This window comes from Paenibacillus sp. S150 (assembly GCF_019352175.1).
GTDB lineage: Bacteria > Bacillota > Bacilli > Paenibacillales > Paenibacillaceae > Paenibacillus_AQ.
In genome coordinates this window covers 14,500-29,275 of record NZ_JACBYI010000064.1, presented here as the reverse complement: position 1 = coordinate 29,275, position 14,776 = coordinate 14,500, and the positions used below count along the sequence as shown (strand labels likewise).

The following is a 14,776-nucleotide window of genomic DNA, read 5'->3' as shown; positions in this document are numbered from 1 at the left end:
AAGGCTTTTTTGGGCCTTTGGAGCTGCCCCCCATGCAAATCCGCCTCCAACCCAAGTCCATATTGATATTTTTCCAATAGGCTGCCCCCCTGCTTGTACTGTGTTAAGTTCTTTGCAAAATTACTGGTCGCACGGGCCAACCCCGCCTCAACAACGGCAATTCTGCCGTTATTTCGGGACGCACGGGCCATTCCCGCCCCAACAACGGCATTTCTGCCGTTATTTCGGGACGCACGGGCCAACCCCGCCTCAACAACGGCATTTCTGCCGTTATTTCGGGACGCACGGGCCAACCCCGCCCCAACAACGGCATTTCTGCCGTTATTTCGGTGCGCTGCAGTAATCTTGCGAATAATCTCACACAGCGGGCGATAAAGAGTAAGCGAATTAAGTGTGGAAGTAAGCGTTGAAAAGGGAGCTGCCGGACGCTTATTTCCACACTCCGCACCTACACAAGGAGATAAGTCCAAAAAGCAAAAAAAGCTCACTACACGACTACACGGTTGCCTATAGACTGGACCCTTAGAAAAAAGGGATGCGGGCTGTTGTTCGCTTGAAAGAAGGCACGGAACGATGAAGCTTTACTTCATTTCGCCTGCGCACAGATCGTTTGGAGAAGCGTACGATCCGTTCATTCCCGATAACTTATTTTGGGATAGGTTCTTAGTGGGAAAGAGTAGGCTTAATTATGTTGAAAACAGCGAAAAAAGGAGCTTTGGGCTGAATTAAGGGTACAAAATCCATTTAGCAAACGCAGACAGAGACGGTGGACTCTAAAATATTCACCTTCTTGTTTTGGGGTTTGAGCACATGATCGACAGCAGGGCCGTGTTCAAAAGCCGCGTCTAAAGCTTAAAGGAAACGCCCTGGGCGGCGAGCCGCTCATGCAGGCCGGCAATGGAAATGCCGGCGACGGGAGAGCCCGTCTCGACGGCGAGCGCCGCGGCAACGCCGGCTGCCTGGCCCAGCGCGTAGCAGGTGGCCTGCACCCGCATCGAGGACATGGCTACATGCGTGGTGGAAATGCAGCGTCCGGCGACAATCAGCCCCTCGACTTGCTGCGGAAGCATGCAGCGGTAAGGGATGTCGTAGCCGTCCAGCTTCCGCTCATCCGTATGCGTTCCTCCAGTAGGGTTGTGAATATCGATTTCATAGTTGCTTTGCGCCACAACGTCTTCAAACCGCCGGCCCTTAACGAGATCGTCCTCCGTCAGCGTATACCGGCCTTCGATCTGGTTCGTTTCCCGTACGCCGATCTGCGGGGCGACATGGGAAAGCGTGTAGGTTGAATGATGATTGCGCTGCAAATAATGAACGACGGAGAACAGCTGCCGCAGCCCTTCTTTTTCCGCATAATTGATATCCTCGATGTTGGCTCCGTTTCCCTTCACCCGCGTCATATTGACGAGCAGTGAACCATCGCCCCGTCCGCCCCAATACAGATGCCGGCCCTGCGGCAAATCCTCCACCCGCTCGTAGCGGTTACAGCCCTCAGGCAGCTTCGGGGAAACGGGCTTGCCTGTGTCCTGCATCATAAACATCAGCGTCATCGGCTGCGTCAAACCGTCTCCCGCCCGTCCGGTACTTAGCGGAACGCCCGCGTCCCCTGCCACCCGCGCGTCGCCGGTGCAGTCGATAAAGACGGCGCCTTCAAAAGCCCGCAGCCCTTGCCGCGTATTGGCGATAACGGCGCTGATCCGCTGTCCTTCCAGCACGGCTGCGGCGAAGCTGGCGTGAAAGTAAACCTTAACGCCTTCCTTCTCCAGTTTGTTATTCAAATAATGGCGGAACTCAAACGGCGAATATTCCGGCCAGATCGACTGGTGATGGGAATCCGGCAGCGCTTCCGGCAAAAACTCGGCGATAATCTCGCGGTAAATCCCCGTCACGTTGCCCACTCCCATAAATACACTGACATTGCCCAGCGTGCCCATTCCGCCTAACTGTGCGGAGTGCTCCAATAGAATGGTGGTTTTGCCGCTGCGTGCGGCGGCAATTGCGGCCGCTGTCCCGGCGGGTCCTCCGCCAATAACAACGATATCGGCTCTGTCATGGATTGTGATCTTTCGCTTAAGTGTAAGCTCGTGGTTCGGCATTTTGCAAATCTCCTTCTCCAGTGTAATAGGGCGGCAGCCCAGCCCGTTTCAACCAGTGTAAGCGAAAGCGGCGGCTGCAAACAGACTCTGCGGGCAAGAGGTCATGGAACTACTGAAAAAGGTCATCATTGTCGCCTAACGCAATAAACAGAAAGCGGTTACAATTTGCCTGATGCCGAATGCTTTTGCATCAAGGAATGAACCGCGGAATCTGCCAAAGCGGGAAGGAGGACAGTTAAATGAAGGGTTCTACTGCTGGAAGATCTGGGGGTGCTGTGCTAGGCAGCGGGAGAGCGGGAGTCGGCGGAGGAGCGGGTGAGCGGAAGAACGGCGGCCGGATGGGCGGACCCATCCGGCTCCCGTCCACTGCTCTGCTCATCCTGTTAGCCTTGCTCGTTGCTGCCGGACTAGCCGCCGGGTTCCCGCAGCATCCGCAGACGGCCTCAGAGGCTGCGGCTGTGGCGATGGTGAACGGTGAGCCGGTGACGGCCGGCGAATGGAAACATGAACTGCAGAAGCAGCGTTCTTCGGTGATCGCTTATTTCAGGCAAACTTATGGAGGCGAAGCGGACGGAGACTTCTGGGAAGGCAATTTCGGCGGGGAGACGCCGGCCGCCATCCTCAAGGAACGGGCGCTGGAAGCGATTGTGTACCGAAAGCTGCTGCTGCAGGAAGCCAAAGCGTACAGCGTAGTCGAAGATACGGCCTATGCGTACCTGCTGGCGGAGATGGAGCGGGAGAACAAACGGCGGCTGGAGGCTCAACGGGCAGGACGCCCGGTTTACGGGCCGCTGCAGTTCAGCGAGGACGATTTTACCGAATTCTATTTAGCCCGGATTGCGGTGGAGCTGAAGGAGGCGATGGCGTCATCCGGGCAAGCCGTAACGGAGGAGCAGTTAAGGCAGCATTACGAGCAAATCAAAGACCCGTTGTTTCGGCAGGAGGACGAGGTGATCTTCCAGCTCCTTTCGTTTCCTTACCGCAGCGGCGAAGGTATGGAAGTGTACCGCAAGGATCGGGCCCAGCAGCAGCTTGAAACGTTCGGGCAGCGGCTTGAGCGGGGCGAGGCGATGGAGGAGAGCGCAGCGGAAGTCTTTGCGGCAGCGGCTCTTCCGCCAGAAACGCTCGCCGCCGGGCTTCATGCCGGCGTTGCCGAAGCCGTATTTGACAGCAGGACAGCCAGATATTATTACCGGGCGTTGCCCGGGCTTTACGAATGGCTGAACGGAGGAAGGCAGCAGGGCGATGTCAGCCCGGTTATCGACGATCCCGCTGCCGGGAGGTACGTGCTGGCCGCAGTCCTCTCCAGCAGCACCACAGGTTACCGCAGTTTCTCCGAGCAGAGGGACAACGTGCGCAAGCATTATATGGAGGGCGCGCTGGAGCGCCGTTTGAACGGGCTGCGGCACGGGGCCGTCATCAAGAGCATGCCGCTGTATCATCAAATGGCGGTGGAATAAGCATTCGAAGCTAGGGCAGGAAGACGGGCTGTTCAGTCTTATCGGCAGAAGCAGCCCATCTCAAGAAACTGATTCCAAGAGGAGGTTTACTGATGAACTTAAGCGGAAAGCAAGCGACAAAACCGAGGCGTACTTGCCTATGGCTGGCGGGAGTGCTGGCCGCTGCGCTGCTGTTGCCCGCATTTTCGGGCGCGGGCGTATCGGCAGCGCGGCAGGCTTCGGCTGAGGCTGAAGCATCCGCTATAGCAGCCGTGGCGGGTACGGTTTATTATGTTGACGATATTAGCGGCGATGATAGCTACGAAGGTACAACCCCTGTGACGGCGTGGAGGTCGTTGTCCAAAGTAAACAGCGCTGCATACCAGCCGGGAGACGCTATTCTGTTCAAGGCCGGGGGCGTCTGGTCGGGAACGCTCAGGCCGCAGGGGTCGGGCAGCGACGGGCAGCCGATTCTTATCGACCGGTACGGGGAAGGGGCCAAGCCGCTGATCGCGGGCGACGGAGCGGATGCGGCCGTGTATTTTTACAACCAGGAATATTGGGAAGTCCGCAATCTGGAAATTACGAACCACGCCGAGACGGAGGGCCAGCGAAGAGGCATTCATGTGTCCGGCGACAGCGGCAGCGACTGGAACAATATGCGGGAATACCGCCATTTCGTGTTTGAATATCTCGATATTCATAACGTAAAAGGGCAGCAGGGAGGCGGCTGGCACAGCGGCGGCATCATCGTCTGGAGCCCGGGCTGGAACTATGCCGTATCGGATGTCGTCGTCCGCAACAACAACATTTATTCTCTGGACAGCGTGGGCGTGTATCTGAACGGGGCGACCCGCAATTTTTCCTCCGACAACCGCATTGAAAACAACATGATTTACGATATTTCGGCGGACGGTGCTATCCTGCTCAATACGAAAAACGGTGTTATCGAGAATAATGTGGTGTTCGATACGCACAAGCGGGCCAGCGGCTATCATGTGCCGCTCTGGACATGGGGGACAGATGACGCCGTCATCCAGTACAACGAAGTGTTCAATACGTATCCCGGCGGAGATGCCATGGCTTACGATTCGGATTTCAACAGCAACCGCACAATCATTCAGTATAATTACAGCCACAACAACGCCGGAGGGTTCGTGCTGGCTATCAACGATGGCACTAATCCGGCCAACTACAATGAGGATACGATCATTCGCTACAATGTCAGCCAGAATGATCAGCATACCATTTTTACGATTGGCGGACCGGTGCAGAATACACTTATCCACAACAACACTGTCTATATTCCCGAGCAATCAAGCGCCAGGGTGTTTGCCAGCGGCCCATGGGGCGGCTATTCTAGTGATACCTATTTCTATAATAATCTGGTCGTTAATCTGGGAAGCGGAGGGTATGCGTTCGGACAGAGCGTGAACAATGTGTTTGACAGCAACCTGCTGTACGGCAATCATCCGCAGGCCGTGCTGGATATGGATGCCAACGTTGTAACGTCTGATCCGCGTCTGGCTTCGCCCGGCTCGGCGGTTATCGGCCGCGGCACGACGGGAGGTTACCAACTGCTGGCGGATTCCCCCGCCGCCGGCGCGGGCAGGATCATTCCGAATAGCGGCGGCATCGATTTCTGGGGCAATCCTGTGCCTGCGGACAGCGCGCCCAACATCGGCGCCTACGAAGGACCGGGGCTTGATCCGGATAACCTGCCGGAGCTGCCGCCGAAGCCGGAGGAAGCCAATCTGCTGCTTAACCCGGATTTTGAAACGGGAGATTTCAACGGCTGGGGCTATCATTACAACGGGGCAGAGATTACGGCCAGCGACGCACGCACAGGGCAATACGCGGCGAGACTGACGGCAGCAGGCTCCGGCATGGAGCAGCAGGCAAGCGGATTGAAGCCGGGGACGATGTACCTGCTATCGGCCTACGGCAAAGGCGCGGGCGGCGGCTCCGCCGTACTCGGCGTCAAAAACCACGGCGCAGCCTTTCAAGACACCCATTTCAGCGGCGCCAATTACGCATGGAGGCAAATCGCCTTCCGCACGGGAGACACGGACACAAGCGCAACGATTTATTTGTACAAAGACGGCGGCACAGGTGAAATTCGCTTCGATGATCTGCAGCTGATTGAATACGGGCCGGTGCCGGGCTCATCACCGGGCATTGTGCCGCCCGTCCCGGTCTTTACGGAAGGCTCGACCGACGAGTTTAACGGCTCCGCGCTGGCCAGCCAGTGGAACTGGATCAGGGAAAGCGGCGATCATTGGTCGCTGGCCGATACGCCAGGATATTTGCAAATCGCCAGCCAGGCCGGAGATATCGTGGACGGCCAGGCGACGGCAAGAAACATATTGCTGACCGGCGCTCCGGAAGGCGACTGGACGATAGAGACGCGAATGATCGGCAAGCCGACTTCGCAATGGTCTCAAGGCGGCCTGATCGTTTACCAGAATGACCGCTCCTATTTCCGCTTGACCCGCTTGTTCGGCTCGGGCAGCCAGTTCCAGTTCACCAGGCAAGTGGACGCCGTCCGCCAGCATGCCGAGCTTGCCGACACCATCGTTTCACCGGTATCCTATTTGCGTATCGTCAAGCAGGGCAATGCTTACAGCGGCTATTATTCGGCAGACGGCACGAGCTATACGCAGGTATGGACGGAGCAAACGGCCGATTTGACGGATTTGAAGATTGGCCTGATCGTCTGTGCGGGCACCGGTCTTACCGCCGAGTTCGATTATTTCCGCCTGATCCGGCACGGCGAATCCGCTCCATCCGCTCCGGTATCCGGCGTGGAGCTTGAACCGTCCGCGCTTGAGCTGCATCCCGGCGATACCGCCGTCTTATCAGCAACCGTGCTGCCGGTAGACGCGGCCGGCAAGGCGATAAGTTGGAGCTCCAGCCATCCGTCCGTCGCCGCAGCGCATCCGAACGGCACTGTAACCGCGCTCGCGGAGGGAGAAGCCGTCGTTACAGTGACGACGGAAGACGGGCTTAAGACGGCGACAACGGTTGTGACGGTATCGCCGCCCCCGCCGCCGGGACCGGAGAACATCGCGCCCCTGGCGGCGCTGACCGCCAGCTCCAGCCATGAAAACGGACAGTTTCCACCTGCGCTTGTTGCCGACGGCATCGTGAACCAGGATGCCAGCCGCTGGATTACGCAGACTAACCTGCCGAATCCGCATTGGCTGCAGCTGGATTGGGACGGCTATTACGAGATTGAACGGGTGAAGCTGTGGAGCGGGTTTAAAGGACTGACCGGCCGCCAAATCGCCGATTTCGAAATCCAATATTGGGATAGCGGCAACTGGCAGACTGTCGCGGCCGTTACCGGAAACACGCAGGACGGGCGCCTCGACCAGTGGGCGGAGCTGAGCTTTCCTGCCGTCACCACCAACAAATTGAAGCTTGTCATCACGAAGGGCAGCGCCCATGACGCCATTGCCCGCCTGTTTGAAATCGAGGTGTGGGCCAAAGAGTCATCAACTTACCGATAAAGGTCATCTCCCTCCCCTAACGCCGCGCCCGGTCATCCCTTACAATGAAATTGTCCGGAAGCAGACGCAGATTACTACACTGGCAAGGGGGAATGAGGGATGTCTGCAATCGAACTTGCAGAGCAAGAAATAAAGAAGCAGCCGGCTTACGAGCCAAACAGGAAGCGGTTCCAATATTTACGCTCCCATTGGGATTTATACCTGATCATGCTGCCTGGCGTGCTGTATTTCATTATCTACAAATATGTTCCGATGTGGGGCACGGTCATCGCGTTTCAGGATTACAGCGTGTTCAGGGGCATTTGGGGCAGCGAATGGGTCGGCTTGGCCCACTTCCGGGAAATGTTCATGAACGAGGATTTCTACATCATCTTCCGCAATACGCTGCTGATCAGCATCTACAAGCTGCTGTGGGGATTTCCAGGCCCGATTATCCTGGCGATCATGCTGAATGAAATCCGCAGCATGCTCTACAAGCGCTCCATTCAAACGCTCGTTTATTTGCCCCATTTTCTGTCATGGATCATTATGGGGGGCATTCTCATCAACGTGCTGTCCCCTTCAACGGGTATTGTGAACAAGATGCTGGACGCGCTCGGCATCGAGCCGATTTTCTTCCTGACGAGCACGGACTGGTTCCGCACGGTGATTGTCGCCAGCGATATCTGGAAGGAAGTCGGCTGGGGAGCGATTGTATATCTGGCCGCCATCGCGGGCATCGATCCCCAGCTGTATGAGGCGGCGATCATGGACGGGGCGAACAAATGGAAGCAGATCATCCACATTACGCTGCCGGCCATGATGGGAGTTATCGTCATCTTGTTTCTGCTTCGCCTGGGCCATGTGCTGGACGTCGGTTTTGAGCAAATTTTAGTCCTTTACAATTCCCTGGTGTACGAAGTGGCCGACGTAATCGAAACGTATGTGTACCGGGTCGGCATCCAGCAGGCTAAATTCAGCTTTACGACGGCTGTCGGATTATTCAAGGCCGTGATTGGACTCATTCTGGTGACGCTTGCCAACAAGGGCGCTAAAAAGCTCGGCCAGGAGGGCATATGGTAAAAGAGGAGGCGAACCCATGAGACTGACGAGAGGCGAACGAATCGCATCGGGCATCAACAATGTGCTGCTCGGCTTGCTCGGTCTGCTGGCGCTGGTACCCTTCGTGCACGTGCTGGCGCAATCCTTCAGCAGCCACCGGGCTATTACGTCCGGTCTGGTCAGCCTGTGGCCGGTGGACTTCTCCTTTGAAGCCTATGCACGGGTGCTCAGCCAGGCGGACTTTATTCAGGCGTTTCAGGTAAGCGTGCTGCGTACGGTGGTCGGAACGTTGTTCAACGTGGTCATTACAAGCTTGCTGGCCTATCCGCTGTCCAAAACGTATCTGAAGGGCAGATCGGTCGTCATGTTTCTGATCGTGTTCAGCATGATGTTCGGCGGCGGGATGATCCCGACCTTCCTGGTCGTGAAGGCGACGGGGCTGCTGGATACGTTCTGGGCCTACATCATACCTGGAGCGGTCAGCGCGTTTAATGTTATCATCATCAAAAACTTTTTTCAGAGCGTGCCCGCGGAGCTGGAGGAATCGGCCAAAATCGACGGCGGCTCTAACCTTGGCATATTGTTCCGCATCGTCATTCCGCTGTCCATGCCCGCTATTTCGACCATTACCCTGTTTCACGCGGTTGGCCACTGGAACGCTTTTTTTGATACTGTGCTGTACGTGACCAACCGCGATTTGTTTCCGCTTCAGGTCTATTTGCGGGAGCTGATCATGTTCAACCAGTCGGGCATCGACAACAATTCCGGTTACTCGGCCAATATGGACAGCACGCTGCTGGCGATGGAATCGCTGAAGGCGGCGGCGCTGATCGCCAGCACGGTGCCGATTTTGGTCGTGTATCCATTTTTGCAGAAATACTTTGTGAAAGGTCTTATGCTCGGCTCGGTCAAGGGCTAGACGCAAAAAGGCGAGAGACGAAAGGGGATAAACAAAGCATGAAAAGATGGAAACCGGTAACAGCGGCCCTGCTGCTTGCTGCATTGCTGACAACGGCCTGCTCTTCTGGAAACGGCGGCAGGAACAACGCCTCCTCCCCAACGGGGGAAGACCAGCCTTCACCGTCCGCAAATGCGGGGGCGGAAGCGCCGGAGAAGCTGGAGAAGAAATCCATCAAGGTCGTGTACAACGGGGGCGGACGCAAATTCCCGGACGGGATGGACGAAAATAACAATCCTTATCTGGACTACATCCGGGAAAACACTAATCTGGACATCACGATGCAATATCCGCCGGCAGACGGCTATCAGGATTCGCTGAACGTCATCATGGCTTCCGGCAATTTGCCAGACCTCATCTACACCTATGATGCCAGCTGGTTTGAAAACTACGTCAAGCAGGGCGCCTTGCAGCCGCTCAACGAATGGATCGATAAATACGGACCGGATTTGAAAAAGAATATTCCGGAAGATGCTTGGAAAACGGTGACGATTGACGGCAACATTTATGCAATTCCTTCCATGAATTCCGAGCCGGGCAACGAAATTATGTACGTGCGCAAGGACTGGCTTGACCGTTTGGGCCTCGAGCCGCCGAAGACGCTGGAGGAATACCGCGAAGTCATTCGCGCCTTCGCTCAGGACGATCCCGACGGCAACGGCCAAAACGACACCTTCGGTTACATCATGGCCGAAAACGTGGCCCGGATCGCCCCGATCGTCGGCGCTTACGGCATTCAGCGGGGGATGTGGACGGAGCGAGGCGGCCAGCTCGTGAACGCCAGCACGCTGCCCGAAATGAAGGAAGCGCTTGCTTTCCTGGCGGGCCTGCATGCCGGCAAGCTGCTTGATCCGGAATGGATGCTGAACAAGGAAGCCAACTTCAGCGAGAAAATCGCCAGCGGCAAGGCGGGGCTGTTCTCCGCGTTCTGGTACGACACGCGCGGCGCCATTCTGACCAGCCAAAATAACGATCCCGAGGCGGAGTGGATTCCGCTTGACTTCCCGGTCGGTCCGGAAGGCAAGCAAGGGACGCTGGGCAATGGCTACATCGCCGGCTACAACGTCGTGCCTGTGAAGAGCCGGAACCCCGACGCCGTTGTGCGGATGCTCAATTTCATGAACGGCGAAGGCTACCGCACTCTGCTGTTGGGCTTCGAAAATGAAGTGTGGACGACGCAGGACGGCAAAATTGTCACCGATTTCGAAAAGCATAACGAACATATTTACCGCCAGACGTTGGGCGAATCGATTCGTCCGTACGGTGCGGAGGAGGAACGCGACCGCCGTGATTCGCTGGGGCTGGAGTTTAACCTCAACGACAATATCGACCGCATCGGCGCGGTCGCCATCCGCGACGCTTACCTTGGCGTACCGACTCCTGCGATGGGTAAATACAAAGCCGACCTGCAGAAGATGGAGAACGAGTATTTCACCAAAATCGTAGTGGGCCAGCTACCGATCGACGCTTTCGACGAGTTCGTAAGCGAATGGAAGCGCAGAGGCGGCGACGAAATCACGGCTGAGGTCAATGCCTGGTATGCTGAAAATCAATAAGCCGGCAGCTTGCTTCTTCGCCGGACATCCAATTTAATGAAAGAAACGGCCGAAGGCGGAAAGCAGGCGGCGCTCCATGAATGTGGAGCGCCGCCTCCGCTGTGGAAAAGAGCGGTTATAAAAAGAAGGAGAATGGCATCATTCGCTGGAATTCGACATCCCGGGGGGGAAGAGCATGAAAGGATTAACCAAACTGAAAGAGTCATTCAACCGGTCGATTCAGGTCAAGCTAACCAGTTATTTTATTGTGATCCTGCTTCCGCTTATCTGCTTCAGCCTGTACGCCAACAGCCGTTCCCGCAGTATTCTGGAGCAGGAGCTGGGCGAGAGGACGATGAGCGCGATGAGCTCGGCGCTGGAGTACGTGGACTTGACGATGGATGGCATGAAGAATTTATCGACTCTTCTCTCCACCGATTCCGGATTAACTTCGCGCCTTAAATATACAGGTGACCTGCTTTCCGCCGAGGCTTTGGTTGATTTCACTCAGGTGATGCTGCAATTAACCAATATCGCCAACGTCAATCCCGGCCTGTCCGGCGTAACCATTTATCACGGAGGCTCGGGGAGGTTGCTTTCGAGCCGGATTGGAGCGCTGCACAGGCCCGAAGCGGTAACCGAGCCGTGGTTCGACGAGGTGATGCGCGCGGGCGGCAGCTACATCCTCTACGTGCCGGACAAACACGAAGAAGCGCTGATGGGATGGGCCGATCCTGTATATGACGAGGAGCAGATCGTGCTTATGCAACTGATGGATCTCTACAGCCGGGAGCGGGACGGCAACGTGCTGATGCTGTCCCTGCCCAAGCGGCAGCTGCTTGGTTATCTGATGAATCTCACACCGAGCGATGCGTCCAAGGTCTTCCTCTATGACAACAGCGGCCGGCTTATCGTCAGCAACACTTCCGGACCGCATAATCCGGGAGAGAAGGATCTGGTGCTGCGGGCGGAATCCCGCCGCAGCGGCTGGTCGCTGGAACTGATGCAGCCGGAAGGGGAAATCTACCGCAAGTCACAGCCGCTGCAATTGTTTACCTATTGGATTATTGTCATCAGCTGCCTGCTTGCCGTATGGATTTCCTGGCTCATTTACAGCAGCATCGCCTCGCCCATCTCCTCGCTCGTCTCCGGTATGAAGCAGCTGCGGCGGGGCAATTTTGACGCCAGGCTGGAGCATAACCGCCAGGACGAGCTTGGTTATTTGACCGACGCCTTTAACCAGACGGTAGAGCAGCAGCGGCATCTGATCCAGGACATTTATGAACAGCAGCTGCGGCTGACGAAAACGGAGCTGAAGTTTCTGCAATCCCAAATTAATCCGCATTTCCTGTATAATACGCTTGATTCAATCTATTGGTCAGCCAAAAATTACGAAGCGGACGAAATCAGCGAAATGGTGCTGAATCTGTCCCGCTTCTTCCGGCTAAGCTTAAGCAAAGGGCGCGATACCTTTACGGTGGAAGAAAATTTTGCCCATCTCCGCTATTACATCCGTGTCCAGCAGCTGCGATTTGTCGATCAGTTCAGCGCGGGCTTCCATGCTGCGCCGGACACGGGAGGCTTGTATGTGCTGAAGCTGCTGTTACAGCCTTTGGCAGAGAACGCCATTTTGCACGGACTGGAAAAAAGGGAGAGCGGCGGCGAATTGCGCATTGCGGCGGAAAGGAAGGGAGATCGGCTGGTTTTAATGGTCGCCGACAATGGCAGGGGCATTCCGGCGCAGCGGCTGGAACGGATTCGCGAGGCATTGTCCCGTAACGCCGGGATGGGTGGCGGCGAGTCCGGCGGCGAGTTTTTCGGCCTGCTGAATGTGAAATCGCGGATCAAGCTCTATTACGGCGAGGAGGCCGAATTTACAATCGAGAGTGAAGAAGGGGCAGGAACCGTTTCCCGAATCGCTTTGCCGGCAGAGCGCTGCGTCAATCAAGGGTAGGAGGAACAGCTATGAATTTGCTCATCGCGGAAGACGAGATTCGTATTCTGAACAGCTTGGCCTATAACATTCCTTGGGACCGCCATGGCATCGAGGTGGTGGGTTTGGCCGGAAACGGCCGCGAGGCGTTAGCCATCGCAGAGCGGCGGATGCCGGATATTGTGCTGCTTGATATCGAAATGCCGGAAATGGACGGTCTGGCGCTGGCGGAAACGCTGTTGAAACGGGCGCCGCAGACGGGCATCATCATCTTGAGCGGACATGACGATTTCAGTTATGCGCAGCGGGCAATCGGACTGGGTGTCACGAAGTATTTGCTGAAGCCCGCAGGAGAAGAGGAAATTTTGCAGAGCGTGGTCGAGCTGGCCGCCGAGATCAGGCGGGAGCTGTCCGAAAAGCATAGTCTCGGCGAGCTGAAGCGGATGTGGAGCAGCCGGCTGCCGCAGCTGCAGGAGGATTTTCTGCGGGGCCTGATGACGACCCGCTACGCCCCGTGGGAGCTGCGTAAGCATTGCATGGAGCTGAATTTGGAGCTGCCGGAGGACCGGCGCTACGCGGTGGCCGTATGTGACATGGACCCGCTGGCGGAAGGGGAACGGCGGTTTGCACCGGCGGATTTGCCGCTGCTGCGCTTCTCGCTGCACAGCATCGCCAGGGAGTTTGTGCCTGCCGGCGAATGCCGCGTTTTCAGTGACGCCGGCGGAGTGGCCGTGCTGGTGTTTCCGGGCAGGCCCGGCGAGACGGAAGGCGATTTGACGACACGGATCAACACCCGCATGTCCCGGCTGCTGGGTACGGTGCGCGAATGCCTGAAGCTGACGGCAAGCGCCGGCATGGGCACAACCTGCCTGCTGGCCGATATTTCGCAATCGTACCGGCAGGCGTGCATTGCGCTGCGGGAACGGGCCGTATACGGTCATGAAATCGCCATTCCGTACCTGGAGGTAAGGCGCAGCGAGCGGACCATCCTGCCCGATTCGAGCTTTGAGAAGCAGCTGGAGATCGCCATCTGTACCGGAGAAGGGCTTCTGGCGCTGGAGCAGGTTGATGTTTACGCGGAGGAAGCGTTCGCCGCCGCCGATTTCTCCGGTCTCATCTATGAGCATTTGCTGTATTTAAGCGGAGCCTTTACCCGGATTATTCTGTCGCAGGGTTGGCCGATGAAAAAGGTGCTGGGCCCCGATTACGCCTATTTTCTGTCCCTGGAGGGTCTCGTGTCGAAAGAGCAAATTACGGAATGGGCGAAGCGGGTGACGGCCCGCATCGTTTCATATGCGGAGGAGGAGCGCAGCAGCTCCAGCAACCATCTGGTGAAGTCGCTTCGCGAGCTTGTGGACAGCCGCCTGGCCGACGATTTAAGCCTGTATTCGCTGGCGGAGTCGTTGTACGTCAATTCCTCGTATTTAAGCCGCCTGTTCAAGCGGGAGACGGGCGAATCGTTCTCCGGCTATGTGCTGGCGAGAAGGATGGAACGGGCGAAAGAGCTGCTGCTGGGAGATGCCAAGGTGTACGACGCTGCTCAGGCAACCGGCTACCGGGACATCAGCTATTTCGCCAAGGTGTTCCGCAAATATTGGGGCGTAGCGCCAAGCGGACTGAAGAAGTAGGCTTCTGGTTAAAGGGGTGAAGGCCGGCTGGACGAAACGGGGGCGGCCTGATAGGCGAAGAGCCGGCAAACAGACGGCAAACAGACGGAACGCCAATGCGTCACACGGATGCCCTGATGAAATCATTCCGAGGTTTCTGTCGTTGCCTTTATCTATACTCTTGTTGTTGTCCTTGCGGTAGGCTCCTGCTCTTGTCCTGGTATGGACGGTTTGGGGCTCCCTGAGCTGTTTTCCGGATTGCGGAGCTGAACAGCATACTTGGCCCAAAATCTGAGGTCAGTTTATAAAAAACTAAGCGACCTGCTGAGATTGGCTTGGCTGCTTGTCCAACTTATCCAATGCAGACTTACTGGGATTAAAGGGCAGCCCACCTTAGTGGGAAAAAGGAACACTAAGGTAGCGCATTCGGATACCGGATCATCCTTAGTGGGAAAAAGTACAGCTAATCCGGCTGAAATCAGCCTTATGGGGTGAACGGGTCTCCATTAGGTGTACAAAATCCCACTAAAGCCCGTTCAAGCCAGAATTCCAGCCCATTAGTGTTACTTTTTCCACTTCGCTTCCGTTCCCTATGAACCTCCTTGCGTTCCATCAGCGTTTTCAGGATCGCCGGTTCAACTCATAGAGCGCTAAA

9 protein-coding genes are annotated in these 14,776 nt (G+C 56.5%); 7 read left to right on the top strand and 2 right to left on the bottom strand.

What is annotated here, in order from left to right:
- Together HYD27_RS30310 and HYD27_RS30305 are read right to left on the bottom strand one after the other, a co-directional pair.
- Window positions 1-293: hypothetical protein (locus HYD27_RS30310; RefSeq protein ID WP_219221513.1), on the bottom strand; the 293-nt coding region annotated here is incomplete at its 3' end.
- 552 nt (window positions 294-845) lie between these two features.
- The gene (locus HYD27_RS30305) at window positions 846-2,096 is read right to left on the bottom strand and encodes an FAD-dependent oxidoreductase (protein WP_219221512.1); all 1,251 of its coding nucleotides are present in this window, start codon (window positions 2,094-2,096) and stop codon (window positions 846-848) included.
- A gap of 239 nt (window positions 2,097-2,335) precedes the next feature.
- Here HYD27_RS30305 and HYD27_RS30300 point away from each other — a divergent pair, with 239 nt between their 5' ends.
- The 7 genes from HYD27_RS30300 to HYD27_RS30270 all read left to right on the top strand — a co-directional run bounded on the left by HYD27_RS30300 (window position 2,336) and on the right by HYD27_RS30270 (window position 14,142).
- Window positions 2,336-3,556, top strand: coding sequence for a SurA N-terminal domain-containing protein (locus HYD27_RS30300; protein ID WP_219221511.1), 1,221 nt, complete (start codon window positions 2,336-2,338; stop codon window positions 3,554-3,556).
- A 92-nt stretch (window positions 3,557-3,648) separates the two neighbouring features.
- Window positions 3,649-7,047 carry a beta-xylosidase family glycoside hydrolase gene (locus HYD27_RS30295; RefSeq protein ID WP_219221510.1) on the top strand — a complete coding sequence of 1,133 codons (3,399 nt, stop codon included), beginning with the start codon at window positions 3,649-3,651 and terminating at the stop codon, window positions 7,045-7,047.
- 99 nt (window positions 7,048-7,146) lie between these two features.
- Window positions 7,147-8,109 (top strand): ABC transporter permease, encoded by a 963-nt coding sequence (locus HYD27_RS30290; RefSeq protein ID WP_219221509.1) that lies wholly within the window; start codon window positions 7,147-7,149, stop codon window positions 8,107-8,109.
- A 16-nt stretch (window positions 8,110-8,125) separates the two neighbouring features.
- Complete coding sequence (locus HYD27_RS30285) at window positions 8,126-9,007, top strand: carbohydrate ABC transporter permease (protein ID WP_219221508.1); 882 nt, start codon at window positions 8,126-8,128, stop codon at window positions 9,005-9,007.
- Window positions 9,008-9,045: 38 nt separating this feature from the next.
- Complete coding sequence (locus HYD27_RS30280) at window positions 9,046-10,602, top strand: extracellular solute-binding protein (RefSeq protein ID WP_219221507.1); 1,557 nt, start codon at window positions 9,046-9,048, stop codon at window positions 10,600-10,602.
- A 175-nt stretch (window positions 10,603-10,777) separates the two neighbouring features.
- On the top strand, window positions 10,778-12,535 hold the full coding sequence (locus tag HYD27_RS30275; RefSeq protein WP_219221506.1) for a cache domain-containing sensor histidine kinase: 1,758 nt from the start codon (window positions 10,778-10,780) through the stop codon (window positions 12,533-12,535).
- An 11-nt stretch (window positions 12,536-12,546) separates the two neighbouring features.
- Complete coding sequence (locus tag HYD27_RS30270; protein ID WP_219221505.1) at window positions 12,547-14,142, top strand: response regulator; 1,596 nt, start codon at window positions 12,547-12,549, stop codon at window positions 14,140-14,142.
- The last annotated feature ends 634 nt before the right edge of the window (window positions 14,143-14,776 follow it).

Bases quoted from the DNA above. Each gene is read 5' to 3' on its own strand.
- HYD27_RS30300 (WP_219221511.1), top strand. From the start codon at position 2,336: ATGAAGGGTTCTACTGCTGGAAGATCTGGGGGTGCTGTGCTAGGCAGC.
- HYD27_RS30285 (WP_219221508.1), top strand. From the start codon at position 8,126: ATGAGACTGACGAGAGGCGAACGAATCGCATCGGGCATCAACAATGTG.
- HYD27_RS30305 (WP_219221512.1), bottom strand. From the start codon at position 2,096: ATGCCGAACCACGAGCTTACACTTAAGCGAAAGATCACAATCCATGAC.
- HYD27_RS30290 (WP_219221509.1), top strand. From the start codon at position 7,147: ATGTCTGCAATCGAACTTGCAGAGCAAGAAATAAAGAAGCAGCCGGCT.
- HYD27_RS30270 (WP_219221505.1), top strand. From the start codon at position 12,547: ATGAATTTGCTCATCGCGGAAGACGAGATTCGTATTCTGAACAGCTTG.
- HYD27_RS30295 (WP_219221510.1), top strand. From the start codon at position 3,649: ATGAACTTAAGCGGAAAGCAAGCGACAAAACCGAGGCGTACTTGCCTA.
- HYD27_RS30275 (WP_219221506.1), top strand. From the start codon at position 10,778: ATGAAAGGATTAACCAAACTGAAAGAGTCATTCAACCGGTCGATTCAG.
- HYD27_RS30280 (WP_219221507.1), top strand. From the start codon at position 9,046: ATGAAAAGATGGAAACCGGTAACAGCGGCCCTGCTGCTTGCTGCATTG.